The 24576-nt window shown below is 64.1% G+C and carries 22 protein-coding genes and 1 pseudogene; 10 read left to right on the top strand and 13 right to left on the bottom strand.

Annotated features, from left to right (window positions below):
• The first annotated feature begins 21 nt into the window (after nt 1-21).
• Nucleotides 22-264 (top strand): hypothetical protein, encoded by a 243-nt coding sequence (locus ABIC51_RS13140; RefSeq protein WP_027792026.1) that lies wholly within the window; start codon nt 22-24, stop codon nt 262-264.
• Nucleotides 265-364: 100 nt separating this feature from the next.
• Here the strand turns inward: ABIC51_RS13140 and ABIC51_RS13135 are convergent, their stop codons facing one another.
• The 4 genes from ABIC51_RS13135 to ABIC51_RS13120 all read right to left on the bottom strand — a co-directional run bounded on the left by ABIC51_RS13135 (nt 365) and on the right by ABIC51_RS13120 (nt 4822).
• Nucleotides 365-1717, bottom strand: a complete 1353-nt coding sequence (locus tag ABIC51_RS13135; protein ID WP_027792027.1) for a TRAP transporter large permease — start codon at nt 1715-1717, stop codon at nt 365-367.
• Nucleotides 1718-1721: 4 nt separating this feature from the next.
• The gene (locus ABIC51_RS13130; RefSeq protein ID WP_175853786.1) at nt 1722-2291 is read right to left on the bottom strand and encodes a TRAP transporter small permease; all 570 of its coding nucleotides are present in this window, start codon (nt 2289-2291) and stop codon (nt 1722-1724) included.
• Nucleotides 2288-3274, bottom strand: coding sequence for a TRAP transporter substrate-binding protein (locus ABIC51_RS13125; RefSeq protein ID WP_048027553.1), 987 nt, complete (start codon nt 3272-3274; stop codon nt 2288-2290). Before ABIC51_RS13125 ends, ABIC51_RS13130 begins: the two co-directional genes overlap by 4 nt.
• Nucleotides 3275-3736: 462 nt before the next feature.
• Nucleotides 3737-4822: a helix-turn-helix transcriptional regulator gene (locus ABIC51_RS13120; RefSeq protein WP_226128462.1), complete on the bottom strand. Its 1086-nt coding sequence runs from the start codon at nt 4820-4822 to the stop codon at nt 3737-3739.
• Nucleotides 4823-5255: 433 nt separating this feature from the next.
• Between ABIC51_RS13120 and ABIC51_RS13115 the strand changes: the two genes are divergently transcribed.
• Nucleotides 5256-6368, top strand: coding sequence for a histidinol-phosphate transaminase (locus tag ABIC51_RS13115; RefSeq protein ID WP_060349617.1), 1113 nt, complete (start codon nt 5256-5258; stop codon nt 6366-6368).
• Nucleotides 6369-6431: 63 nt separating this feature from the next.
• Here the strand turns inward: ABIC51_RS13115 and ABIC51_RS13110 are convergent, their stop codons facing one another.
• Both ABIC51_RS13110 and ABIC51_RS13105 read right to left on the bottom strand, forming a co-directional pair.
• Nucleotides 6432-6683, bottom strand: coding sequence for a hypothetical protein (locus ABIC51_RS13110; RefSeq protein ID WP_027792032.1), 252 nt, complete (start codon nt 6681-6683; stop codon nt 6432-6434).
• A 775-nt stretch (nt 6684-7458) separates the two neighbouring features.
• Nucleotides 7459-7947 carry a RidA family protein gene (locus tag ABIC51_RS13105; protein ID WP_175899675.1) on the bottom strand — a complete coding sequence of 163 codons (489 nt, stop codon included), beginning with the start codon at nt 7945-7947 and terminating at the stop codon, nt 7459-7461.
• 280 nt (nt 7948-8227) lie between these two features.
• On the opposite strand from ABIC51_RS13105, the gene ABIC51_RS13100 reads away from it, so the two are divergent.
• Entirely contained in the window at nt 8228-8527 is a 300-nt protein-coding gene (locus tag ABIC51_RS13100) for an H-NS histone family protein (RefSeq protein ID WP_021160271.1), read from the top strand.
• A gap of 172 nt (nt 8528-8699) precedes the next feature.
• On the opposite strand, the gene ABIC51_RS13095 is transcribed toward ABIC51_RS13100, so the two are convergent.
• A complete protein-coding gene (locus ABIC51_RS13095) occupies nt 8700-9032 on the bottom strand; it encodes a cupin domain-containing protein (protein WP_027792034.1) in 333 nt (110 codons plus the stop codon).
• Between the two features lie 348 nt (nt 9033-9380).
• On the opposite strand from ABIC51_RS13095, the pseudogene ABIC51_RS13090 reads away from it, so the two are divergent.
• Nucleotides 9381-9504, top strand: a pseudogene (locus tag ABIC51_RS13090) (integrase); the annotation flags it as partial.
• A 372-nt stretch (nt 9505-9876) separates the two neighbouring features.
• Here ABIC51_RS13090 and ABIC51_RS13085 read toward each other — a convergent pair.
• Nucleotides 9877-10947 (bottom strand): substrate-binding domain-containing protein, encoded by a 1071-nt coding sequence (locus ABIC51_RS13085; protein ID WP_060349615.1) that lies wholly within the window; start codon nt 10945-10947, stop codon nt 9877-9879.
• 248 nt (nt 10948-11195) lie between these two features.
• Between ABIC51_RS13085 and ABIC51_RS13080 the strand changes: the two genes are divergently transcribed.
• The 4 genes from ABIC51_RS13080 to ABIC51_RS13065 are packed head-to-tail and all read left to right on the top strand — an operon-like array spanning nt 11196 to nt 15736.
• Nucleotides 11196-12212: a sugar ABC transporter substrate-binding protein gene (locus ABIC51_RS13080; RefSeq protein WP_027792041.1), complete on the top strand. Its 1017-nt coding sequence runs from the start codon at nt 11196-11198 to the stop codon at nt 12210-12212.
• Nucleotides 12209-13759 (top strand): sugar ABC transporter ATP-binding protein, encoded by a 1551-nt coding sequence (locus ABIC51_RS13075; protein WP_175853783.1) that lies wholly within the window; start codon nt 12209-12211, stop codon nt 13757-13759. Before ABIC51_RS13080 ends, ABIC51_RS13075 begins: the two co-directional genes overlap by 4 nt.
• The gene (locus ABIC51_RS13070) at nt 13756-14784 is read left to right on the top strand and encodes an ABC transporter permease (RefSeq protein ID WP_059688743.1); all 1029 of its coding nucleotides are present in this window, start codon (nt 13756-13758) and stop codon (nt 14782-14784) included. The genes ABIC51_RS13075 and ABIC51_RS13070 overlap by 4 nt, the downstream gene beginning before the upstream one ends.
• A complete protein-coding gene (locus ABIC51_RS13065; protein ID WP_059495812.1) occupies nt 14777-15736 on the top strand; it encodes an ABC transporter permease in 960 nt (319 codons plus the stop codon). The genes ABIC51_RS13070 and ABIC51_RS13065 overlap by 8 nt, the downstream gene beginning before the upstream one ends.
• A gap of 33 nt (nt 15737-15769) precedes the next feature.
• Here the strand turns inward: ABIC51_RS13065 and ABIC51_RS13060 are convergent, their stop codons facing one another.
• On the bottom strand, nt 15770-16834 hold the full coding sequence (locus tag ABIC51_RS13060; protein ID WP_226257412.1) for an ABC transporter permease: 1065 nt from the start codon (nt 16832-16834) through the stop codon (nt 15770-15772).
• A gap of 3 nt (nt 16835-16837) precedes the next feature.
• Nucleotides 16838-18361, bottom strand: a complete 1524-nt coding sequence (locus ABIC51_RS13055) for a sugar ABC transporter ATP-binding protein (RefSeq protein ID WP_175853782.1) — start codon at nt 18359-18361, stop codon at nt 16838-16840.
• 689 nt (nt 18362-19050) lie between these two features.
• Between ABIC51_RS13055 and ABIC51_RS13050 the strand changes: the two genes are divergently transcribed.
• On the top strand, nt 19051-20358 hold the full coding sequence (locus ABIC51_RS13050; RefSeq protein ID WP_175861660.1) for an MFS transporter: 1308 nt from the start codon (nt 19051-19053) through the stop codon (nt 20356-20358).
• Nucleotides 20359-20711: 353 nt separating this feature from the next.
• On the opposite strand, the gene ABIC51_RS13045 is transcribed toward ABIC51_RS13050, so the two are convergent.
• Both ABIC51_RS13045 and ABIC51_RS13040 read right to left on the bottom strand, forming a co-directional pair.
• Entirely contained in the window at nt 20712-20882 is a 171-nt protein-coding gene (locus tag ABIC51_RS13045) for a phosphotransferase-like protein (RefSeq protein ID WP_080982067.1), read from the bottom strand.
• Between the two features lie 31 nt (nt 20883-20913).
• Nucleotides 20914-21525 (bottom strand): GNAT family N-acetyltransferase, encoded by a 612-nt coding sequence (locus ABIC51_RS13040; protein WP_175855532.1) that lies wholly within the window; start codon nt 21523-21525, stop codon nt 20914-20916.
• A gap of 1139 nt (nt 21526-22664) precedes the next feature.
• Here ABIC51_RS13040 and ABIC51_RS13035 point away from each other — a divergent pair.
• Nucleotides 22665-23669 (top strand): hypothetical protein, encoded by a 1005-nt coding sequence (locus ABIC51_RS13035; protein ID WP_226129222.1) that lies wholly within the window; start codon nt 22665-22667, stop codon nt 23667-23669.
• 116 nt (nt 23670-23785) lie between these two features.
• Here ABIC51_RS13035 and ABIC51_RS13030 read toward each other — a convergent pair whose 3' ends face one another.
• Entirely contained in the window at nt 23786-24421 is a 636-nt protein-coding gene (locus tag ABIC51_RS13030; RefSeq protein WP_354006498.1) for a hypothetical protein, read from the bottom strand.
• Between the last annotated feature and the right edge of the window lie 155 nt (nt 24422-24576).

Here is a 24576-nt window from a genome sequence, read left to right as displayed (position 1 = left end):
GCGGCGCCAGGGAGAAATCGCATGATGCTTCGACACCCGCCCGGCCCGGGTACGGCTTCCGAACCGGATACCGACCCGCCGCTCTCCGGCATTCCGGCCACGCTGCCCGACTCGGGAGCCGTGATCAACGTGCGGGGGGTGGCCCACGTGATCCCGCTGCCGCCGCGCGATCACGCGCGCCCGGCGCTGTGGCGCGAGCTTGCGGATCGGCGCGACGAACGGTCGGCCGATGGAAACGGCGAACCGGAGGCGCGGCAGGATTGAGCGGGCATGTGCGCTCCGGTGAATTGAAATGGCACCGCGCAAACGAACGCGGCGCCGGACAACCTCGGTCGTCCGGCGCCGCGTCAGGCGACGCATACGATCAGAACACCGCGTGCCCGCTGATCAGGCTGGGCAGCCAGGTCGAGAAGAACGGCATGTAAGTGACGATGTTGATCGCACTGAAGATCGCGAGGTAATACGGCCACGCCATCTTCGTCGTCTCCCCGATCGACACGTTGCCGATCGCGCAGCCGACGAACTGCACCGAGCCGATCGGCGGATGCACGAGGCCGAGCGAGCAGTTCAGCAGCAGCATGATCCCGAACTGCACCGGCCCGACACCGCACGCCATCGCGATCGGCAGGAACAGCGGCGTCGTGATCAGGATGTGCGCGGCCATGTCGACGAACGTGCCGAGGAACACCTGGATGATGTTGATGTACAGCAGCATCAGCCACGGCGCGGCGGTCGACTGCTTCAGCAGCCCCTCGATCGCATCCGGAATCTCCAGGTACGACATCTGGAAGCGCAGCATGTTGGACACCGCGATCAGCAGCAGCACGACCCCCGTCGTGCGCGCCGCATGCGACAGCGCGCGGCGCAGCTTCTCGGCCGTCAGCGTGCGGTACACGACCGCGGTCAGCACGAGCGAGTACACGACGGCGATCGCGGCGGCTTCGGTCGCGGTCGCGATCCCCTTCGCGACGCACACGAGGATGATCGCGATCACCATCAGCCCGGGCACCGCGCCGACGAAGCTGCGCAGCACCGCATACCAGCCGGGAAACGCGGGCAGCGCGGACGAACCGTCTTCGCGGCGCGGGTAGCCGTGGCGCACCGCCTGCCAGTACGCGGCGGCGAGCACGAAGCCCATCACCCACAACACCGGCAGCAGCCCGGAAAACAGCAGGTCGCCGATCGACACGCCGCTCACCGGCTGGCCGTGCAGCATCCCGGTGATGCCCTGTGCGGCGAACGCGTAGATGATCATGTTGGTCGACGTCGGCATCAGCGCGCCGGCGAGTGACGCATGCGTCGTCACGTTGACCGCGTACGCGGCGCTGTAGCCTTCGCGCTTCATCAGCGGAATCACCACGCCGCCCATCGCCGACGTATCGGCGGTCGGCGAGCCCGACACGCCGCCGAACAGCGTGCAGGCGACGACGTTCGCCATCCCGAGGCCGCCGCGGAAATGGCCGACGGTCGCCTGCGCGAAGCGCAGGATCCGGTCCGCGATGCCGCCGTGCAGCATCAGTTCGCCGGAGAAGATGAAGAACGGCACGGCGAGGAACGAGAACGCATTCATCCCCGAGATCATCGCCTGCATCGCGGTCGCGATCGGCAGGCCTTCGACCATATAGGTCAGCACGCAGGCGATGCCGAGCGCGAACGACACGGGCACGCCGAGCACGAGGAAAATCAGAAAACTGACGGACAGGATCGCGAGTTCCATGGCGTTATTGCCCCGGCGAAGAACGACGAAGCGCGAGCAGGTGCTCGAGCGAGAAGAGGATGATGGCGATCGCGGCCGGCATCGCGATCAGGTAGCGCACGCCTTCGGGCAGCCCGATGATCGGAATGCGGTCGCCCATCGTCTCGGCGGCCATGCTGCCGCAGCCGGCCATGATCATGATCGCGAACGCGATCAGGCTCACGTGCTGGATCGCGATCACCACCGTGCGCGACCTGGGCGGCAGCCGGCGCACGAGCGAATCGAGGCCGATGTGACCACCGTCGCGCACCTTCATCGCCGCGCCGAACATCGCGATCACGATCACGAGCAGCAGCGCGATCGGTTCCACGAAATCCGGCGCGTTCTCGAACACGTAGCGCATCACGACCGCGTAGAACACCAGCACCGTCAGCACCGCCAGGCACGCCGACGCGATCACCGCCAGCACGCGGAACAGCACGTCGTTCACGCAGCGCAGGAGCGGCGCGACATGCGGCCGCGCCGGCCCCGCGCCGTCCGGGGCGGCCGCCCCGCCGGCGGCCGCGGCGCCGTTCAGGGAAGTGCGACGCGTCACTTCGTGGCCTCGATCTCGTCGACGATCTGCTTCATCTGCGGCGTCTTCTCGTACTTCGTCCACAGCGGCTGCATCGCCTTCACGAACGCCGCGCGATCGATCTGCGCGGCCGGCAGGACCTTCGCGCCGCCCTTCGTCACCGCCTGCTGCGCGGACGCCTCGCGCGCGGTCCACAGCTTCTGGTAGTACGGCACCGAATCGGCCGCGGCCTTCCTGATCGCCGCCTGCTCCTGCGGCGACAGCGTGTCCCAGACCTTCTTCGAGAACACCAGCACTTCCGGCGTCATCGCGTGCTGCGTCTCCGAGTAGTCGGGCGCCACTTCGTAGTGCTTGGTTTCCTCGTACGACGGCATGTTGTTTTCGGCCGCGTCGACGAGGCCCGTCTTCAGCCCCGTGTACACCTCGGCGAACGGCATCGGCGTCGGCGTGCCGCCCATCGCCTTGATCTCGTCGACCATCAGGTCGGACGGTTGCACGCGCACCTTCAGCCCCTTCATGTCGGCCGGCGAGCGCACCGGGCGCTTCGCGTAGATCGAGCGCGCGCCGCTCTCGTAGAACGTCAGCGCGATCATCCCCTTCGCGGTGAACGCGTCCAGGATCTTCTGGCCGGCCGGGCCGTACATCGCCTTGCGGAAATGATCGACGTCGCGGAACAGGAACGGGAACGACGGGATCAGCGATTCCGGCACGATCTCGTTGAACGACGCACCGTTCACGCGCGCCATGTCGATCGCGCCGATCCGCACCTGGTCGACCGTGTCCTTCTCCGAGCCGAGCGCGCTGTTGCCGAACACCTTGATCGAATCCTTGCCGCCCGTCTGCTTCGACAGTTCGTCGCCCATGAACTTCACGGCCATGTTGGTCGGGAAGTTGTCGCCATGCACGTCCGCCGAGCGGAACACGCGCGCCTGGGCGGACATCGCGAAGCCGGCCAGCAGCGCAACGGCCAGGGCGGTACGGGAGCGGGTGAATCGGTGCTTCATCGTCGGTCTCCTTGATGGTTGTACTCGTTGTCGCGCGGCGATCGGCCGGCATGCGCATGCTTCGGCGCCGTGCTCGCCGACCGCAGAGTCATACGTCGTATGACGTGTTGACGCGAATGTACGTCGGTTAATCGTTTAACTCACTTGGTGCATACCCGTAGAACCGCAGCCACGATGGGTTTGCAGCGAATTTCAGGGAATCGTATTCTCTGTTTAGATGGCTCTATGCGAAACGTTTTCCGGAAGCGGGTTCGCATTTGCGCCGAGCGGTTGGCGGATCGCCTCGACCGACAGGGGAAATCGATCGATCGCTTCGCTTCAGACTGTCATAGGATGACTGATCTCAACGTGCGTACGTCGGCGCAATGTCATGCGCACACGCCGCCGGCGGCGGCGCGATTCAGGAAGGAAAGAACGAGGGGGAAAGCGTGCAACGACAGGCGCGCTCGCCTGCCGTTGCCGTCATGTCTGCATGACCAGCGACGTCAGTTGCGCCGCGCGCGCCACGGCCGTCTTTGCGTAGATCGACTTGATCTGCGTGCGGATCGTGCCGATCGACACGCCGCGCAGCCCCGCGCATTCCTGCGGCGACAGCCCGTCGCAGCACAGCAGCACGGCGAGATCGGCCTCGGCCGACGACAGCCCGTAGAACACGCGCAGCCGCTGCGCGCGGGCCGACGGCGAACGCAGGTCGGCGGCCGTCATCAGCGTCGCGACGCCCGGCCGCTCGCGCATCAGGCGCGACTGCTCGGGCACCGGCATCAACGCCAGCGGCAGCGGTTCGCCCGTCGCGCGCCGCAACAACAGCCCGCCGCGCGCGTACGCGTGCCGCCAATGCACATCGTCGACGCAGCCTTCCGGCGCGAAACGCCCGTTCACCACCCGCAACGCCGGCTCCGCCGCGATCAGCTGATCGGCCGCGCGATTCGTATAGCGCAATTCGCGCTGCGCGCCGAGCAGGAAGACCGGCACCGGAATCGCATCGAGCGCCGATTCGGCCGCGGCCACGCGCGCCTCGAGCTCGCCGATCCGCGCCTGGATCTGCAGCGCGCGGCTGATGTGCATTCCCATGTTTTCGATCGCGCGGCGCTGATCGTCGGACAGCCCCTGCGATTCGAGGCCGCCCTGGACGCTGAGGAATGCGCCCGAACCCTCGCTGCGATGGATGTACAGGCCCGAGATGCTGCCGATCCCAAAAGGGTGAAGGAACTCCTGATAGAACTCGCTGTGCGCACGCTGGTGCGCGGACAGGTGCTTGACGTCCTCGAACCAGCGGCCCGCCGGCCAGTTGCCGGCGACCGGCACGACCGGGTCGTACCGATAGAACTCGGTGTTGTACGTGTGATAACACGCGGCGACCCATGACGCGTCGTCACCCGCCGCCTTCTCGATCGCCGGCACCCGCGCCGCATCGTCGAACGACAGCAGCGTGACCATGCGCACGCCGACCCACGATCGCAGCCCGTCCAGCACCGTTTCCCAGCGTTGATCGCCCAGTGCCGCGGCATAGACGTCATCGATCCATGCCGATGGAATCAACCCGTTCATTTGCATCTGGCTACCCCGCGCCGTGCGTTTTTGTCGAACGTCTTCTGCGCATCTTAGTCAATTGACGCCAACGTTTGAATCACTCGTTCGCATTTGGTCGAAATACGACGTTTGTTACCGTTTATCGTCAGACGTAATGCGCGTTTTGCCGGCGTTTCGGCTCAATCGAATCCGGCGCACGCAGGGTGGCGCGCTTTTCTTCCGGAGCGCGGTATGACATGATGCGGCGCATGACGATTCGAAACACCACGCTCTCGCTGCACCATCACCACGGACGCCCCCTGTTGCGCCGTGGTTCGTTTCGCATCTAGCAATTGCATCGGGTGAATGCCCGATCAAGACGACAACCAAGGCGCCTGCGGCGCCTTTTTTGTTTTTTGCCGCCTTAAAAACCTGCTGCGCCGATCAATCGATACCGTACGGAGTGTTTTCAATGCAACAGCCCTGGAAAGAAATCGCCTTGTCGGATTTGCCGCTGCGCGAGGACCTCAGGTTGCAGCACGCGTACGGGGCGCCGCAGCTCGACGTGCCGGTCTGCCTGAACGTCAACGAGAATCCCTATCCGCCGTCGCCCGCGCTCGTCGAGCGCATCGCGACCGCGGTGGCCGACGCCGCGCGCGCGGCGAACCGCTATCCCGATCGCGACTTTGCCGGGCTGCGATCGCATCTGGCGGCCTATCTGACGCACGACACCGGCGTGACGGTCGACGCAGCGGGCATCTGGGCCGCCAACGGCTCGAATGAGGTGATCCAGCAGATCCTGCAGGCATTCGGCGGCCCGGGGCGATCGGCGCTGGCCTTTACGCCCGCGTATCCCATGTATGACGAATACTGCCGCACGACTTTCACGCGCCTCCATACGTTGCCGCGCACCGGGGATTTCGCGCTGGACGTGGATCAGGCGCTCGACGGTATCCGCACGCACCAGCCGGGCGTGGTGCTGCTGACGTCGCCGAACAACCCGACCGGAACCGCGCTGCCGGTCGGCGATATTCGCGCCATCCTCGACGTCGCGCCGGGCGTGGTCGTCGTCGACGAAGCCTATGCGGAGTTCCGGCGTCGCGGCGTACCCAGCGCGGTGACGCTGCTACCGGATCATCCGCGGCTCATCGTGACCCGCACGTTGAGCAAGGCATTCAAGTTCGCGGGCGGCCGCGTCGGGTATTGCGCGTGTGCGCCCGCGATCGTGCAGGCGCTGAAGCTGGTTCGATTGCCCTACCACCTGTCCGCCTTCACCCAGGCGGCGGCCTGCGCGGCGCTGGTCGCGCGCGACGAGATGCTGTCGCAAGTCGAGACGATCAAGGCCGAGCGCGATTCGACCGTCGGCTGGCTGCGCGGCCTGGGCCTCACGGTGGCCGATTCCGATGCGAACTTCGTGATGTTCGGCGAGTTTGCCGATCGGCACCGGATCTGGAGCGGCCTGCTGCGCCACGGCGTCCTGATTCGCGAATCGGGCCCGCCGGCGTATCTGCGCGTGTCCATCGGCACCGCTGCGGAGATGGCCGCATTCCGTGCGGCCCTGCTTGACGTGATGGCGGCCGGATAAGCGACCGGCCATCCGGTCGACGACGCGACGAAACACATGCCGGCGCCGCATCCGACGATGTACTTACTTCATCGCCGCGAAGCGCATTTCCATCTCGTCGATCTTCGCGAGCACCGCTTCGCTGAGCTTTCTGATGTGGCGCGGCACATCGGGCGCCGACAGCAGCTCCTCGATTCGCCCGCGCCAGTAGCTCGGATGCCGCACACGCACCGCGCCCGACATCGACACATCGTCAGCGTTCTGTTCGCTGTCCAGGAGAGCCACCATTCTCTGGATGTGAGAGAGCTCTCGTTCCACATAGTCTCGTGCCAGCATATTGATTGAAATTCCCCGAAATACGACAGCAGGCCTTCCGTCATCAACGCGCCATCGTGCTGCGATGAAAGCGACTCACCGCACACATCGAACGCCATCGTAAGCAGAAGCTGTGTCAGTAGACTGCGTGGGCATGTGTTGATTTCGACTCGGAATGGCGGGCCTGCCCGCTTGTTCTGATGCCATCCGTCCCCGATGCCCTGTGGTCAATCGTAGGCTTACTGTCGGGCAATGGCATCTCCCAAAGTGGGGATGCCGTCCGATATTGACGGGGGGATTTCCGAAAATCGTGGGGCGTCGGGAGGCGCGCATGCGGCGGCCGGCCGGGGGTGAATTCTCGATCGGCCGGCTACTTGAATGGCGTGCAGCCGGCGCACTGCCGCCGGGCAAGCAAGGGGAGGATTTGCGGCGCGCATGAGCGTGGCCTGGGGTTCGTGTTCACGACGATTGCGGACGGGAACGTGTGACGTCCGTCGTACGCCGTGCGCGACGACAACGTTTGCGCCTGCGTAACGCGCCATCGTGCGAGATTGTTTCGACACGGAGTGCGCGACGGCGCAGCCCACTTACCCGGCTCGCCGCGCGCATTCACATCGCCGGTATCGAACGCCGCCCGACGCTTCGTCAAATCCTTTTGATCGGGCAACCTGTCGAAGTCCATCGGCGGGTGTTTTTTTGGGTATTGCAAGCGCTTGTCGGTAGTGACTCGCGTGTCGCGCGCGAATATCCGGATGTTTCGCGAAACGAACTACCCGCGAGATACAGCCCGTCGGAATCAGATACCGGCATTGCCCTGCTTCAACCCGAAAATGAAATCCGCTTCCACCGATGCGCCTTTGGGCAATTGCAGCACGCCGACCGATGTCCGCGTATGAACACTGGCGTCGCCAAGCACCGCATACAACACATCGGATGCGCCGTCGGCAACTTCGCTTTGCATCGTGAAGCCGGGTGCACTTCGCACATACACGGTCATGCGCGGCACCGTCGCTATTACGTCAAGCGTGCCGCAGCGCTTTCTGATCAGCGAGAGCGCACGGAGTGCCGATACACCGGCAGCCCGGCGACCTTCATCGAGCGAAATGGATTCCCCCACTACGCCAACGAAATGCACTACTTCGCCGATCCGTGGAATCTGGCCGGCAATATAGGCCGTATGCCCGTCGACCAGAACGGGGGTGTACTTTCCGCCAATCCTGATTTCCTCGTCCGGATTGAATCCGAATTCGGCGGCAATCTGAATCAGCTTCTCGTCTCTGTTCATCAGTGAATTCCCCGATACTTCATAAAAATGTAAAGAGTAGTTAAATCCCGATTGCTTGTCTTGAAGAAGAAAACCCGTGCAATCGGTCAACTTGACGTGCCGGTTCCGTTAAAGATGCCCGGGTAATCCTCTACGTCTTCGTCAATACGACACACTTCTCAGGTGTTCGAAGCAGTCCTGCATCTCCATATTGACGAAAAAACACGTAGTCGATGAGAATTTCCTCAAAATTTTCCGTTGAAACCGCTATCATGTGAGTACTCAACCTGAAGAGCGATACATGGCAACGTACAAGGAACTGAAAGCCCAAATGGAAGCTTTGGCCGAGAAAGCCGAAGCTGCACGTGCCGCGGAATTCCAGGCGATCGTCGACGACATCCGCACCAAGGTTGCGGAATTCGGTATTACCGAAAAGGACATTTTCGGTAACCGTCGCGGCCGTCCGGCCAAGCAAGCGGCCGCCCCCGTGCAGGCAAAGTATCGCGACCCGAAGACCGGGGCAACCTGGTCGGGCCGCGGTCGCGCACCCGCATGGATCAAGGACGCGAAGAATCGCAATCGATTCCTGATCCAGGAATAAGATTCTCGACGCGTACCGGCGCGCGGTTTTGCGCGCCGTCCTGCTATTTGGGCATCGATACCGGCGGTATTCAACGACCGCGCCGGGTTGATGAGGCTTTGTCTCATTCGGCGCGCGGCGGCATGCTGCGCGCCGGATCGTATTCGGCCCCGCCCTCGCAATATTTCCTGATTCAACGTTCGTAATAGATCGCAAGCCAGACGGTTTGCGTTTCTTCGTGCGTCCACGCTACGCGATGGCGGCAATGCGGCTCGATCAACACGTAGTCGCCGGGATGCATTTCATGGCGCGTCGGGCCTTCTTCGAATTCGAGCACCGCCGCCCCCGACAACAGCACGACCCATTCGGCGCGTGCGTCGTCATACCAAAAACCGTCCGGGCTCGTGTGGCCCATCGATACGATTCGCTCGACGTTCAGACGCTGGCCCGTGACAAGGAGGTCGATTTTTTCGTCCTCATCGCGCCGGGCATCGGCGGTGAACAGGTTGCCGGTTTGAAGTTGCATGGGTTGGCCTCGTCGGCGGTATTGGATGGGCGCCAGGGTTGACGGTGGCGGGAAATGTTCACTGTAGCCCAATGGATGCGATTGGAACCGGCTCGTTTCGCTGGAAGAAGACGATGGTGGTGCCTATTTCCCTGATCGGCCGATAAGAGACGATCATCGTCCTTTTCTCAATGACCGCTGTTGGGAGACATCGCGTCGAGCAGACGGCGGGTTTGGTTCGCGATCGTGTTGGAATCCTTGACCTCGCCAACCGCCGATGCGTTTTTACCGCTACACGAAAGCTCTTTCGAGTTCCTTTCCCTGACCGTCAAAACGAAAGAAGAGCGAAGCAGACAGCAAAAATTGATACTGCTTCCGAGTCGGCTGCACGCTTCGCCGCATCTTTCGATGCCGGCAATACGCTCGGCCGGTTCATCGCTGGATCGCGTCCGTCGGCCTGGACGATACCTCGGCATCGAGGTTGACGATGCGCTTGAGACGGCGGAACAAACGGAGACCTGACCCAACGGCCGGCGAGCGGTCGTTTGCCGGCCACAAGCGGCCATTGGCTCGTCCAAAGCAAACGGCCGCTTCCCGTCGGGATGCGGCCGTTCCTAGCGGCAACTGTCACGTTACGCAAATCGTTGGGTTTAGCCGGTCGTTCAAGTCATTGGGTCGATCACGCGAGTCAGGTTTTGATCGATGCAGCCATTGGCACGCTGATCGTCGACACTGAACTTGCCGTGCTGTTCATCGGATGCGGGAGATCCGTCGGATTGCAGACGTCTGCCCGGAAAGGCGCCCGAGAATCGCAGCCCGCCAGTGCTACGTATGGTCACGTACCGTAGACAAAAGCCACCACACGTTAATCCGTCGCCGGAATCCACGAGGCCGTCACCGCGTCGCTTGCGCGGAACGCGGGAAACTTCGCGCCGAGCTCCGCGATCGTGTGGATGTCGTTCTTCACGAGATCATCGCGCGTGATCAGCGTCGGCTTGACCACGATCCGCCGGCCCGGATCTTGCCCCGCGACGAGCAGCGCGGCGGCCCGCACCGACACCGCGCCGACGACCGCGGGATTCGTCGCGGCCGTCGCGACCCATGCGCTGCCGGGCGCGCGAATCGCCTCGATATCGGCGGTCGAAATGTCGGCGCTATAGATGCGCAACTTCGACGCCAGCTTCGCCTCGTCGGCCGCGAGCTTCGCACCGCGCGCGAATTCGTCGTAAGGCGCGAACACCACGCGGATGTCGGGATGCGCGCGATAGGCGGCCGCGGCCTGGTTCGCGACCGATTGCGCGATCGGATTGTCGACGGTGCCCCAGCGCGCCTGCTCGCGCACCTTCGGATGCGCGCGCTTGAAGTCCCGCCACGCGGCGTCGCGCCGGTCGAGCGGCGCGAATCCGGCGACGTACACGTAGCCGGCCGAGAACGCATCGCCGTTGTCCTTCACCGCCTGGTCGAGCAGCAAGTTCGCGAGGTCGCGATCGCTCTGCTCGATCTGCGGCACCTTCGGGTTACCGAGGTCGACATCGAACGCGACGACCTTGATGCCCTTGTCCAGCGCGCGCTGCACGACGTCCTTCAGCGATTCGGGGAGCCCGTGGTTGACGATGATCGCCGACACGCCGACGCTGATCGCCTGCTGGATCTGCTCGCGCTGCTCGGTTGCGTCCTGGCGGCCCTCGTAGATGCGCAGGTCGATACCGAGCGCCTTCGCCTGCTTCTGCGCGCCGGCCTCGTATGCCTGGAAGAAATCGCCGGTCGACAGGTAGTTGACGAGCGCGACCTTCACTCCGCCCTTGTCGAACGGCGCGGGTGCGCCTTTGAGCGGGCCGGCATGCGATGCGGGCACGGTCAACGCGGCAACGGACAGGAGCGCGAGCGCGCGGATCATCCGGACGGGGCGCAACGGACGGCGAAACGGGAATCGCATGCGGGTCTTCCTTGGCTGGTGTCGGTATCCGGAAAATCTATCAGCGCGGCGAACCGCTTCAAACCGAGCGATTCGGCAATCGATATTCCTTCGGATGGCAAATCGTTGAAGCCGACCACGTCGCGCCTGGCACAAGCATTCGAGCGCGCGCGTGATATGCGTAGCAGGAATCGATGGTTAGCGCGCGGGAGCGTTGTCATTAGAGTCGCAAAGTTCAGCTCCCTCTTTTTTCAGCGCCCATCGACGCCATGACCCGTCCCGCCCGAACCCGTCGCACCTTTGCCGCCGCCCTGCTGACGCTCGCCGCCGTCGCCGCGCTCTCCCCTGCCCGCGCGCAAAGCGATGCAGCGGCAAGTAACGCCGCCGTACCGTCGCTGAAAGGCAAGCGCATCGGCATCACGGCGATCGGCACCGATCATTACTGGGACCTGAAGGCATACCAGGGTGCGATCGACGAAGTGAAGCGGCTCGGCGGAACGCCGATCGCACTCGACGCCGGCCGCAACGACAACCGCCAGATCGCGCAGATCCAGACGCTGATCGCGCAGAAGCCCGATGCGATCATCGAGCAGCTCGGCACGGCGAGCGTGCTCGAACCGTGGCTGCAAAAGATCCGGCAGGCCGGCATTCCGCTGTTCACGATCGACACGGCCTCGCCGTCGAGCCTCAACGTCACGACCTCGGACAACTTCTTCATCGGCGAGCAACTCGCGCTGAAGCTCGTCAACGACATCCACGGCGAAGGCAACATTCTCGTGTTCAACGGCTTCTACGGCGTGCCGGTGTGCGCGATCCGCTATGACCAGTTGAAGGCGGTGCTCAAGTACTACCCGAAGGTGAAGATCCTGCAGCCCGAGTTGCGCGACGTGATTCCGAACACCGTGCAGAGCGCGTACGCGCAGGTCAGCCAGTTGCTCGCGAAATACCCGAAGGGGCAGATCGCCGCGATCTGGGCCGCGTGGGACGTGCCGCAAGTCGGCGCGACGCAGGCCGTCGACGCCGCGCGCCGCAGCGAAATCAGGACCTACGCGGTGGACGGCAGCCCCGATGTCGTCGCGCTCGTGAAAGACCCGAAATCGAGCGCGGCGGCCGTGGTCGCGCAACAACCCGCGCTGATCGGCAAGACCGCGGTCGACAACGTCGCGCGCTACCTGGCCGGCGAGCGCACGCTGCCGCCCTATACGTATGTCCCGTCGCTGCTCGTCACGAAGGACAACGCCGGCTCGGCCCAGCAGACGCTCGGGCAGGCCGCCGCCCCGAAATGAGCACCGACACGCGCCCGCCCGCGCTGGCGCTGCGCGGGATCGTCAAACACTTCGACGGCGTGCCGGCGCTGCGCGGCGCGTCGCTCGACGTCGCGCGCGGCACCGTGCACGGGCTGATCGGGCAGAACGGCGCCGGCAAGTCGACGCTGATCCGGATTCTCGCCGGCATCGACACCGCCGATGCCGGTACGATCGCGATCGACGGTGCGACACAGGCGCTCGCACACCGCGTGCCGCCGGAGGGCATTGCGTTCATTCATCAGGAGCGTCTGCTGCCGGCGACTTTCACGGTCGCCGAGGCGCTGCAGTTCGGCAACGAACCGGCCTATGGCGCGGGGCCGCTCGGGCTGCTGGCGGCACGCCGGATGCGACGCGATGCCAGCGACGCGCTGCACGCGCATTTCGGCCTCGACCTGCCGCCGAACCGCCTGATTGCCGAATTGAGCGTCGCCGAGCGGCAGATCGTGCAGATCACGCGCGCGCTGATGCGCGACCCGCGCATCCTCGTGCTCGACGAACCGACCGCCGCGCTCGTCAGCAGCGAGGTCGACCGCCTGCTGCAGACACTCGACCGGCTGCGGCGCCGCGGGCTGACGATCCTCTACGTGTCGCACTACCTGAACGAGATCGCGGCGATCTGCGATCGCGTCACCGTGCTGCGCGACGGCACCGACGTCGCGCACGTCGACGCACGGACCACGCCGACCGAGGCGCTCGTCGCGGCGATGATCGGCACCGGCATCGCCGCACGATCGCAAGCGCCGGTGCGCGTGCCCGGCCCGTCCGCGCTGCGGGTCGCCGGCCTCGCGGCGCCCGGCCGGTTCGACGACGTGTCGTTCGAAGTCCGGCGCGGCGAGATCGTCGGTGTCACGGGGCTGCTCGGTTCCGGCGGAAAGCAGGTCGTGCGCAGCCTGTTCGGTCTCGAACGCGGCGTGCGCGGCACGGTGACGCTCGACGGCCGCGTGACGCGGCTGCGCAGCCCGCGCGACGCGGTGCGGTGCGGCATCGCGTTCGTGCCGGAGGACCGCCGCTCGCACGGCATCGCGCCGAGCCTGTCCGTGCGCGAGAACATCACGCTCGCGAGCCTTGCGCGCTTCACCCGATTCGGTCTGGTCGCGCGGCGCCGCGAGGACGACGCGGTGCAACGGCTGATCGCCGCGCTCGACGTGCGGGCGCCCGGCCCGGACGCGCCGGTGCGCCAGCTGTCCGGCGGCAACCAGCAGAAAGTCGCGCTCGCGAAATGGCTGAGCCGCGGCGCCGATCGCACGTCGCCGGTGTATCTGTTCGACGAGCCGACGGTGGGCGTCGATATCGGCGCCAAAGCGGAAATCTACCGGCTGCTCGACCGCCTCGCACGCGACGGCGCGGCGATCCTGCTGTTCTCGAGCGACCTGATCGAGCTGCTGGACGTCACCGATCGCGTGCTCGTGATGGCACGCGGCCGGATCGTGCGCGACGTCGCGACCCGCGACGCCACGCGCCACGATCTGCTCGCGTGGGCGACCGGCGCACGCGGCCACACGCCGCGGCAGGAGGTGGCCGCATGAACCGGATCCTCGATCGTGCGCCGCCCGGAGCGGCGTTCGCGCGGCTGCCGGGCACGTTCGGCGCGCAATTCTGGCTGCGCTGGGGCGCGGCACTGGCGTTCGCTGTCGTGTGTGCGGTGTTTGCCGCGAGTTCGCCGCTCTTTCTGACCGTCGCAAACCTCGCGAACGTGCTGCAGCAGTCGGCCGTGGTCGGCATCCTCGGATTCGGGTTGACGGCCGTGCTGATCGGCGGCGGCCCCGATCCGATCCGCGGCGGTCTCGACCTGTCGGTCGCGGCGAACATGGGCCTCTGCGCAGCCGTGCAGGCCGTCGCGCTGCGCGACGGGGCGCCTGACGGCGCGGCGCTTGCGCTGATGCTGGCCACCGGCGCGGCGGTCGGTGCGCTCAATGCGTTCGCGGTGATCGCGCTGCGCATCGTCCCGCTGCTGGCCACGCTGACGACGATGAATCTCTGCGCCGGCTTCGAACTGGTGCTGACGCAGAACACGTCGGTCGCGGCGGCGAGCCCGGTGCTCGCCTTTCTGATCGACAGCGGCCCGTTCGACGTACCGCATCTCGCGCCCGCGTTGCTGATCGTCGCGCTGCTGTTCGGCGTGCTGCTGCACCGAACCCGCTTCGGCCTGCGGCTCGCCGCGACCGGTGCGCATCGCGATGCCGCCCGCGCGGCCGGACTGCGCGTGAACGCGTATGTCGCGGCCAGCTACGTGCTGAGCGGCGTCTCCGCCGCGCTGGCCGCGCTTGCGTCGAGTGCCTTGCTGAGCGGCAGCTCGCCCGGCGCCGGCGAAAACCTGCTGGCCGTCGTCGCGGTCGCGCTGCTCGGCGTCGTGTTCTCGCGGCGGCTCGTGCCGACGATACCGGGCACGCTGCTCGCCGCGCTGTTCGTCGGCATCGTCGGCAACGGCTTCCAGCTCGACAACGTGTCGAGCTACTGGGTCAACGGCGTCGAAGGCGCGCTGATCCTGTTCGTCGTCGCGACGACCGCGCTGATTCGGCGCCGCCATACGGAACACCATGCCCATGACTGAACGGATCGGCCGCCTGCAGCGGTTCTCGCTCGTGGCGGCACTGCTCGCGGTGATCGCCTTCTTCGCCGTGTTCGCACCCGGGTTCACGCGGCCCGCCAATCTCGCCGACGTGCTGGTGAACAACTTCGCGCTGCTTGCGATCGCCGCGCTCGGGATGACGCTCGCGCTGTCGATCGGCGCGGTCGACCTGTCGCTGGGCACCGCGATCGACGTCGCGAGCCTCGTGTTCGTGCAGCTGGTCGCGCATCAGGTGGGCGTGCTGCCGGCCCTGCTCGGCGGCCTCGGTGCGGCGGTGCTGGTCGGCACGTTCAACGGCGCGCTGGTCGCCGGGCTCGGGATCGCACCGTTTCTCGCGACGCTCGGCACGCTGTTCATCGGCCAGACCGTCCAGCAGCTCGCCACCGGCGGCGGCCAGCCCGTCTACCTGCTGAACGTGGCGCTGCCGCCGCTGTTCGGCGCGCTCGCGCACGGTACGCTCGCGGGCGTGCCGGTGCCGCTGTGGTGCGTCGTCGTGCTCGCCGCGGCCGTGCATGTCGTGCTCGCGCATTCGGCGTTCGGGCGCTACAGCGCCGCGCTCGGCGCGCAGCCGGGCGTCGCGCGCCATTCGGGGCTGCCGGTCGCGGCGACCGTCGTGGCGACGTTCGTCGCGAGCGCGCTCGTCTACGGCGTGGTTGGCCTGCTGCTGTCGTCGACGGTCAAGGCCTATGTTCCGCAGGCCGGCAACGGCTTCCTGCTGAATGCGATCGGCGCGACCTTCATCGGCACGACGCTGTCGCCGACACGCCGTCCAGGCGTCGCCGGCACCCTGCTCGGCGTGCTGCTGATCAGCCTCGTCGCCAACGGGCTGCTGCTGATCGGCTGGAACTTCTACTGGCAGCAGGTCGCCACCGGCGCGCTGATCCTCGCGGTGCTCGCGCTGAGTTTCATGGGGCGGCGTGTACGCGCCGCGTGAGCCGCCGCACGCCGTGCCTCCCCTACACCGCGTTCAGGCGCGGGCGTCCGCGCGCCGGCCGATGCCGAACGTGAACGCCAGCGCGAGCACCAGCAGCGCCCCTTTCACGAAATCCTGCAGGTAATACGGCGCATTGAGCATCGTCAGGCCGTTGAGCAGCACACCGACGAACACGGCCCCGACCACGGTGCCGAACACGTTCGGCCGTTTCGCGCCCCACACCGCGTACCCGACCAGCGCGGCGGCCACCGCGTCGAGCAGCAGCGAGTGCCCGGCGCTGACGTCGCCGCGCCCGACGCGGGCGGCGATCAGCACGCCCCCCAGTGCCGCGATTGCGCCCGATACGACATACGCCGCGACCCGGTAGCGCGCCGCGGGCGCACCGGCCAGCCGCGCGGCCGTCTCGTTGCCGCCGATCGCATAGATCACGCGGCCCCAGCGCGTCGCTTCCATCGCGATGCAAGCCAGCACCGTCACCGCCGCCAGTATCAGAACCGGCAACGGCACCACGTCGAACACGCGCAGGCGCCCGAGCGCGAGAAACGCGTCGGGAAACTTGCCGCTCGCTTCCGTGCCGTCGGGCAGCACCGAACCGGTCGCGAGCGAACGCCCGCCGGTCGGAATCAGCTGCAGGCCCGCGAGCAGGAACAGCGTGCCGAGCGTCGCAAGCTGGTCCGGCACGCGCAAGCGCGTGATCAGCACACCGTTGAACAGGCCGGCTGCCACACCGAGCGCAACGCAGGCCGCCACCGCCGCGAGCGCGCTGCCGTGCCAGACAACCAGCACGTAGCTGGCCGCCATCTGCGCGGATGCGGCGATGCTGCCCACCGACAAGTCGAAGCCGCCCGCCGCGAGCGTGATCGTCACACCGATCCCGAGCAGCGCGACGATCGACACCGCCTGCAGGATGCTGAACAGGTTGTCCACGTTCAGGAACGCGGGCTCGTTGACGGTAAAGACGACGACCAGCGCGGCGAGCACGAGCAGGATGCCGGTGCGTTCGAGGCCGGCGCGCAGGCGGGCCGACGCGGGCAGCGCCGGCCTGGTGGACGGCGCATCGGCTGCAACGGCAGGTGTGGCGGATTTCGGCATCGTCATGGATCAGTCCGACGGGTGGGAGGATGAATGATCGAGCGTCGCGCGGTCGAACCGGACGACTCGATCGGCGACTTCGACCGCTTCCTCGAGATCGCTGACGAACACGAGCGTCGCGCGTTCGTGCGCATGGCGCCGCAACATGTCGACGATATCGGCGCGCGCACCGGCGTCGATGCCCTGGAACGGTTCGTCGAGCAGCAGCAGCCGCGCGGGTTCCGCGTGCCAGCGGGCGAGCACGACCTTCTGCTGATTGCCACCGGACAGCCGCACGAGACGGTCGTCGGGGCCCGTGCAACGAATCCCGAAGCGCGCGATCGCGGCGGCGGCGGCCGTGCGCTCGCGCGCAGCGCGCACCGCGCCGCCGCCGAACCAGCGCGACAGGAACGGGAAGCTGATGGTGCCCGCGATCGACGCAAACGGCACGCTGTCGGGAAACAGCGACGTGCGCCAGCGGTCCTCGCCGGCGAGGAACACGCCGGCGCGAATCGCGTCGGCAGGTGAACGCGGGCGCCACGGCCTGCCGTCGAGCGTCATCGCGCCCTGCGCCGCGCGCACGGTGCCGAAGATCGTGTTTGCGAGGCGCGACTTGCCGCCGCCGACGGGCCCCGCGATCGCGACGATCTCGCCGCGCCGCACGTCGAGATCGAACGGCGCGCTGGCCTGCGTCAGGCGCAACCCGCGCACGCTCAGGCCGCTGTCGCCGGGCCGCGCGATCGGCGCCGGGCCCGGCGCACGCACCTTCGGCAACGGCCGCCCGATCATCGTTTCGACCGCCGCGTCGAAATCGACCGGTGCGGCGAGATCGGCGACGATCCGTCCGTCGCGCACGATCGCGACGCGATCGGCGATACGGCGCAGGTCGCCGAGCCGGTGCGACACCAGCAGGACCGCGACCCCTTCGTCACGCAATGTATCGAGCAGCGCGAACAGGCGCTCGGCCTCCGGCGCCGACAGGCTCGCGGTCGGTTCGTCGAGGATCAGCAGGCCCGGCTGCCCGGCAAGTGCTCGCGCGAGCGTCACACGCTGCTGGTCCGCCAGCGAAAGCGACGCGAGCGGCGCCGCCAGGTCGGCATCGAGCCCGACGCGTTCGGCGAGCGGCCGGGCGGCATCGCGCCGGGCGGCCGGCGGCACGCGCCACGGCGATGCCGGATCGCACAGCCGGTCGAGCAGCAGGTTGTCGGCGATCGACAGCGTCGGCACCACCGCGTCGGCAACCGACTGATGCACGGTCGCGATGCCGAGCTGCTTCGCCGCGTGCGGCGACGCGGGCCGGTAAGGCGTGCCGCGCAGCGTCAGCGTGCCGCCGTCGTGACGGATCACGCCGCTCAGGATCTTGACGAACGTCGATTTGCCCGCGCCGTTGGCCCCCATCAGCGCGACGACTTCGCCGGCGCCGATCGACAGGTCGAGCGATGCGAGCGCGGTCGTCGCGCCGAAGCGCTTCGACACGCCGATGGCCGTCAGGACGGGCGGCCGCGCGACGCGATGCCGTCGATCTACTCGGAGATTGGATGAAGTCGTCGTCAATGCGGTGTCGAAAAGATGTGCCTCTCGGCGGGCGGTGCCATGTGCGCAACGCCACCCGGTCACCGGAAACGTGCGGGGGATGCTTTGCGCGGGGGCAATCCCGCTTTGGCGGGGACGCCATGTCGCGGCTCATCGACTTCGGCCTCCACGTCGATCCGCGTCGAGCATGACTGTGCACCGGGCAGGCATCGACGCCGGTTCGGCCAATCTAGCGTGCCGCACGATGTACCCGCAAACAACGATTTCTGTCATCGATATGACGTGGGCGAGAATCCCGACTCCGCACCCTGTCACGATCCTTACGCTGCCGGAGATGTGCGAACCGCTGCGTGACGCGCTCTAATATTTTTTCTTTACCAGACTTTGTTTACCTGAAAATATAGCCCCGCAGTTCGCGCGATTTGCAAAGAGTCTGGACATTTACGGATACGCGTATCGCCGGCCCGGCATCGACCTGAATACGCGGCACCTCGTCACGCTTGGAGTAAGCAGTGCCATGAGCGGCTGCGAGAATCAATTGTGTTTCCGGCCTGGCGCTGCCTTGCATCTCGGCATCTCGGCATCTCGGCGTATCGCGCCGAGCAGATCCGCGAGGTATTCATTGCAAGGTTTTGCCGGGAATGCGCGGGCGTTCAATGCGGCAGCCATTTTCACATCCGTCGCCGACACGTTCCAGAATAACGAATAGCATGATGCCCTCGACCCGGTGGCAACTGATCGTGACGTATGTGTGCGCCGACGCAGCCGTGACGGTTTCGTCTCGCATCCTGCAGTTCTATGCCACCTGGCTTTTGCTGAAGGGTATCGCGAACCCGTCGGCACTCACGCTGACGCTGGTCGCAACGTGGGCGACGACCCTGCTGATCCTTCCGTTCACCGGCATCGTCGCCGACCGAGTCCGCAAAAGTACGGTTTTGCTGGGCGCATCGTTGCTTGCCCTTGCGTCGGTGATACCGGTCGTCGTCGTCGCACTTGCGCTTCACGGCACCTACACGAACTGGCTTATCGTCGTCATCGTCATCGCGAGTGTGACTTCGAGCGTCGCCGTGGCGGCCCTTATGCCGCTGAGCACGCCGCTCATACCTGAAATTTCACCGGATGCCGACGAGGTCCGTCGAGGTCTGCGCCTGAAGGCGTCGGGTTTCATCCTGAATATCCTGTTCGGCCCGACGCTGGCAGGTTTCATGATCGGGGCATTCGGCGGCGAGTCCGCGTTATGGGTGAGTGTCGCAAGCAGTTGTTTCGGCGTCGTAGCGGCGCTCGCCTTCCACATATCATTCAGCGCGGGCCAATCGGTGCACGCGCACTCCGGCGAAGCGCCGTCGTTTTTTCAGGATCTGCGCCGCGGGATGCAGCGGGTGCTTGGTATTCGAGCCGAGCGGGCGATCGCGACAGCGTCGCTGCTTGCCAACATGCTGTTCGTCCCGTTCGTTTTCTTCCTGTTGCCGGCCAAGGTTCTCGCGGAGGGCGGCTCGATGCTGAACGTCGCCGGCATCGAACTGTCATTGGGTGCGGGCGTATTGGCGGCTTCGGCCTTGCTGATCCAGCAAGCACGACGCATTGTTTCCGATCACGCCACTTCGATCGTCGGCATTGCAATGATCGGCGCCTCCATCTTCGCGTTCGGTTGCTCGCACACGCTCCCCGTCTGGTGCATGCTCGGTTTCGCATTGGGTACCGGATTGACGATGTTCAACGTCACCGTCAATTCGAAACGGGCAATGGCCATTCCAGCCGGGCATCGTGCCGGTATGGAATCGAGCCTGATGTTTCTTTGCACGGCCGCTGCTCCTTTGGGTATCTGGATGTCGGGCGCGGCGCTGAAGACCTTGTCGCCAAACGCAGTCATCATCTACGGCAGCGAACTTTTCGTATTTGCGCTCCTTTGCATTGCCTTTTCCAGGCCGTTGAGGCGCATGCTCAATTCCGACGATGGTGGCTCGCCCCACTATCTCCAGACCAACCGCGAACTGTTCGATCTTCAATCGCCGTCGTGACCTGTCCATTCCTGCCAGTGCCGAGTGTGGCTTCGTCATTGTCGACGGCGTTCGATTCCCGGCTGAAGTCCACGTATGACGATCGACTCGAATAACGCTCGACGCATGCGCCAGAGCTGTTTCCCGACAGGGTTCGCGCATACTTTGCGGCCGCGCAGCCAGGCGGATCAGTTCACAAATCAAAATCAATGTGCCAATATGACCGGCATGGAACTCCGTAACGTCCCGAACCAATTTCGTCATCATCACGGCCGTCACTCGATGCGCCGTGGTTCGTTACGTCCATAGCAGGACATCCGGGATTGCAGTTCCCCCTTCCTGTACACACGACCAAGGCGCCTACGGCGCCTTTTTTATTTTTTACCCCGAGGAGAACGCTCATGACCATGATCAAGCTCGACATGTAAGTAGCGTTCCTGCAGGTTCTCGCACAGATACTTGGACAACGTGCTTTTGCCCGAGCTACTTGGCCCGTTAAGTACAACGATGGCTCCCGGAGGGGGGAGCGTTTCGGTGATCGGCATCACGGAGCCCGTTCTAAGCCCGAAGGGGCGACTAGCTGATTGATAGGCGATATTGCGTCAGTCCCGGACGATCAATGCGTCCCTTGATCGCAAAGCCATGGCGCTCGTAGAACGGAATATTGCGCGACTCTGCGGTTTCCAAGGAAATCATCCCAGATGGTTCGATCTCGCGAAGATGCGCCAAGGTCGCATTTAGGAGCGTCGACCCGATCCCTTCGCCTTGTAGCATCGGGGACACACCGATGAACTCAATCCAGCTTGAGTTTGCAACAGAGGAGTTCGAGCCAGAACTCTCGCGAAGCAGATCGATTCTTCGCAAGGATAGTTCACCACAGGTGCTTGCGATCTGATGTCCCAGCTCGGCAAAGTTGCCGGATGATTCTGCGCGGGACGCCGGCGCAAAGTAGCTCACGGCAACGAGGTCACCGCTACGCCACGCGCCCAAAGCAGGCATGAGCGCATCGTGGTGATATCTCAAATAGCTTCTCAGATAGTTTGTGCGGCGCTCGTCGAATCCCCAGTTTTCAGCGAACAGGCACCAGGCAAGGATGGGGTCTTGTTCGAACGCTGCATCCAGCAAAACCAACGCCGATTCAAGGAACTGATGCGGCAGGGGCGCTACCGATAGTTTTGTATCGTGCATGTTCGGTTTAGGCAGCAGGCGCTCGTTGAATGAATTGGCGTAACTTACAGCGTAGCTTTTGATTTTGAGCCTTATCAGATAAGGTGCTGGTACTGCTGCATCATTGGGGTGACGGGTGCAGGTGCTGTGGTGGGTTGGGTGCTCATGTGACCGGGAAAAGTTACTTTGGCTGCCCGAGTTTACCAGTGGCTTCGGCGTTCACGCGCGAAGTTCGCCGTTTGACCAGGTGCGGGTGATGGTGAGCGGCAGCCAAGCGTTTCCAAACTCTCGCGACGCTAGACAACAAACAAGCAATCACAAAATATCAGAGACGGACCATTAGTACATACCTTCGCCCGGCTTGCACCAGGGCAAAGGTATTGACCGCATCGTAAACGTCACTCCGCGCGTATCGACGTTCGCATTCTGCGCGTGAATAAAATCTACGAAACGGTATTGATTTGGAGGTGGCAGATCTTCGCTGGCTCCCAGTCCAAACTGACGGCAGTGAGGCGTCTCGACACGAATGAACCCGTACTCGCCGTCCGGGCCATTCATATGCCTAGATAGATCCTTTGATAACCCGATGAGAGTCGCAGCGTTCTGTCCCTGCGCTGTCGAAACGACCGACAAGCCTGTTAATACAACCAGAATGAGTAGTGACTTCACAAGTTGCCCAGTTGGTTTTTCGCGACGACGCATGATTGTGACACGTTCGATGCCATGCCATTTTGGGCTAACGACAGATTCCGAAAAGGGTGGACGTAGTTATTGGCGTAGCTTTGCGGGCTGATCCTTGTCAGGCAAGGCGCAGGCACTGCTGCATCATTGGGGTGACGGTTGCAGGTGCTGCTGCGGGTTGCGTGCTCATGTGACCGGGAAAAGTTGCTTTGGCAGCCCGAGTTTACCAGCGGCCCGGGCGCGTCCGCGCGAACTTCGCCGTTTGGCCAGTTTCTGGTGATGGAGAGCGGTAGCGATCAGTATCACCCGGCTTTAGCATCCCGACCCGGCGCATAACGATAACAAAGACCAGCCATTCGACATCCTCCAGCAGATCGTCGACAATCAGCACGCGCTTCGAGCAACGACATGGCAGTGTCGCGTTGCCCAAAGGATCTGGCGTATGTCGAAGTCTTCGAACTGACGCACCGGGAATTACCATGAGATATCCGAGAACCTCGTTCATTCTGTCGGCGATCGATCCGGATCTTCTGTACCCGTGCCTCGAGGTTCGATTCGAAACCGACGACCTTGATGCGCTGCGGCGACTGGTCGACCCGAACGCATCCGAGGATGCGGACCTCGACGACTGCTATCTTCTGTCGCCGACACAGGTCGCCAACGTATGCGACGCCTTCGCGATCGAGTTTGAACATGGTTCGCGCGAAACCCTTCTCGCAAAATATGTGACGGCTCGCATTCTCGTACCGTACCTTGTCCATACCGGCTACGAGCTGGCTTTGATGGTGCAAGGGCGCAAACCATTCGGGTTCATTGAATTCAACAGCGAATGGCCGCCGTCGGTCGTACTGAAGGCTCGCTTCGACGAGTATGTGGCTCAAGGCGTCTTGCATTCCCAGGAAATCATCCGCGAGGTACCGGCTTGTCCAGGCCGCCCGGCGCGTCGAATCGGACAAGTTCTGTATACGCTCAAAGGCGAGGAGTGGCGCATCCCGGCTCTGGAATTTTTTCGTCAGAATCTCAACAGGGAAGGCGACGGCTGCGAGAACATGGTGCGCTTAGAGGGCGCGTTGCTCGGTTACGAGCGATGGCAAAACGACTGGTGGATCGACCATCTCGAGCGCAGCGGTACAGGCCTTTGTGGCATGTCCAGTATCGTCCAGGTGAACCGGGCGCAATTCGACTGGCTTGACCATGCGGGTTTCCGGGCGCTTCCGCCGGTCGACGCACCGACGTTCACACTATATTCGTCGCGTTGGTTCGACGAGGACGCAATGAAAGCCGCCATGCGGAACGACCAGACCATTGAAGCGTTCGTTCAGTTCAACGTCGGGTTGGTTCACATCATGCATGCAGCCGACTTTCGGACCGCAGGCCCTTATGAGATTCCGGCAACACTGATTCCGACGATAAACCATCACCTCTTGCGCGCGGTGAGGGTCTTGATCCGTCGAAGTGATTGCCTCGAAGCTTCCTCTTTGTAAGGAGGAGTCTGGCAAGTTCTCGCCGGCGGAGAAGCGGTCATATGAGTGACGACTGTAAGCAGTCGAATTTCTCTGGGAGGATTCCTTCGATGAAAGGATCGGGCCGACGACCTCTGCTACATAGCTTTCATTGAAAACCGATCATCATAGGGAAAGTGATCGACGCTATCCTTGATAACGGTAACAAAACAGCGGTTCGCGAGGAGTTCCATGCGCTCCTTCGGCGACAGTCCTTCTTCGTTGCACGATTCTGCATGAAGTTCCAAAAGATCAACCGTGCCGTCGACATTAAAGTGGAAGGTGTCGCCAAGGTGGTAATCGCGCCTAAAAGAAGTTCGCCATGATGAGTTGTGCCCCCACCCGTGGGCGAGATCGTGGTGCGGTCGTGTCTTTCTGCGAAAAGCCCAATAAAGAGTAGAAGCGTCAGCGACCTCTGGGCGCATGACACTGGCGTTTGCAGATAGAGTGACGCCCGCCCGCATCAAAAGAAGCGGACCGAGCATCAGGCATGGCCAGTGATATTTGGCAATTTGAGGTGACTGAGCCGCCTCAGCAGAGCAAAGTAGAGCAGCGATCTCGTGATGGAAAGGCGAATATCGATCGGGTCGCACGACATCCAAGCCGATGCGTTCCGAGAAGCACACAAGCTCATCCTCCGAGATGGCGGGGCCACGCCACTCAGTTCCATCGGCTCGTCCACTCTGGAAACAAAGCACTAGAAGCTCGAAAACGCGGCTAGCTGCATAAAGCAACCAGCGTTCGTCTTCGGATACATTCGGAATAGGCCTACCGCTTCTTAAGCGAATGGATCGGTGTTGATTTCCACCGAATCTTGACCCACCGTTTTCATCTAAATCTGACCCACCCCGAGACAGCGTAGTACATCTATTCCGGTGTGGATAACTCC

Origin of the sequence: Burkholderia sp. 572 (assembly GCF_040545135.1) — a bacterium.
GTDB classification, from domain to species: domain Bacteria; phylum Pseudomonadota; class Gammaproteobacteria; order Burkholderiales; family Burkholderiaceae; genus Burkholderia; species Burkholderia cepacia.
The sequence above is the reverse complement of the archived record's forward strand: the minus strand, read 5'-3'. Positions and strand labels throughout refer to the sequence as shown.

Bases quoted from the DNA above. Each gene is read 5' to 3' on its own strand.
- ABIC51_RS13050 (WP_175861660.1), top strand. From the start codon at position 19,051: ATGATGCCCTCGACCCGGTGGCAACTGATCGTGACGTATGTGTGCGCC.
- ABIC51_RS13060 (WP_226257412.1), bottom strand. From the start codon at position 16,834: ATGACGATGCCGAAATCCGCCACACCTGCCGTTGCAGCCGATGCGCCG.
- ABIC51_RS13075 (WP_175853783.1), top strand. From the start codon at position 12,209: ATGAGCACCGACACGCGCCCGCCCGCGCTGGCGCTGCGCGGGATCGTC.
- ABIC51_RS13035 (WP_226129222.1), top strand. From the start codon at position 22,665: ATGAGATATCCGAGAACCTCGTTCATTCTGTCGGCGATCGATCCGGAT.
- ABIC51_RS13040 (WP_175855532.1), bottom strand. From the start codon at position 21,525: ATGCACGATACAAAACTATCGGTAGCGCCCCTGCCGCATCAGTTCCTT.
- ABIC51_RS13110 (WP_027792032.1), bottom strand. From the start codon at position 6,683: ATGCTGGCACGAGACTATGTGGAACGAGAGCTCTCTCACATCCAGAGA.
- ABIC51_RS13070 (WP_059688743.1), top strand. From the start codon at position 13,756: ATGAACCGGATCCTCGATCGTGCGCCGCCCGGAGCGGCGTTCGCGCGG.
- ABIC51_RS13105 (WP_175899675.1), bottom strand. From the start codon at position 7,947: ATGAACAGAGACGAGAAGCTGATTCAGATTGCCGCCGAATTCGGATTC.
- ABIC51_RS13135 (WP_027792027.1), bottom strand. From the start codon at position 1,717: ATGGAACTCGCGATCCTGTCCGTCAGTTTTCTGATTTTCCTCGTGCTC.
- ABIC51_RS13140 (WP_027792026.1), top strand. From the start codon at position 22: ATGATGCTTCGACACCCGCCCGGCCCGGGTACGGCTTCCGAACCGGAT.
- ABIC51_RS13115 (WP_060349617.1), top strand. From the start codon at position 5,256: ATGCAACAGCCCTGGAAAGAAATCGCCTTGTCGGATTTGCCGCTGCGC.
- ABIC51_RS13045 (WP_080982067.1), bottom strand. From the start codon at position 20,882: ATGCCGATCACCGAAACGCTCCCCCCTCCGGGAGCCATCGTTGTACTT.
- ABIC51_RS13120 (WP_226128462.1), bottom strand. From the start codon at position 4,822: ATGAACGGGTTGATTCCATCGGCATGGATCGATGACGTCTATGCCGCG.
- ABIC51_RS13080 (WP_027792041.1), top strand. From the start codon at position 11,196: ATGACCCGTCCCGCCCGAACCCGTCGCACCTTTGCCGCCGCCCTGCTG.
- ABIC51_RS13095 (WP_027792034.1), bottom strand. From the start codon at position 9,032: ATGCAACTTCAAACCGGCAACCTGTTCACCGCCGATGCCCGGCGCGAT.
- ABIC51_RS13125 (WP_048027553.1), bottom strand. From the start codon at position 3,274: ATGAAGCACCGATTCACCCGCTCCCGTACCGCCCTGGCCGTTGCGCTG.
- ABIC51_RS13085 (WP_060349615.1), bottom strand. From the start codon at position 10,947: ATGCGATTCCCGTTTCGCCGTCCGTTGCGCCCCGTCCGGATGATCCGC.
- ABIC51_RS13100 (WP_021160271.1), top strand. From the start codon at position 8,228: ATGGCAACGTACAAGGAACTGAAAGCCCAAATGGAAGCTTTGGCCGAG.
- ABIC51_RS13065 (WP_059495812.1), top strand. From the start codon at position 14,777: ATGACTGAACGGATCGGCCGCCTGCAGCGGTTCTCGCTCGTGGCGGCA.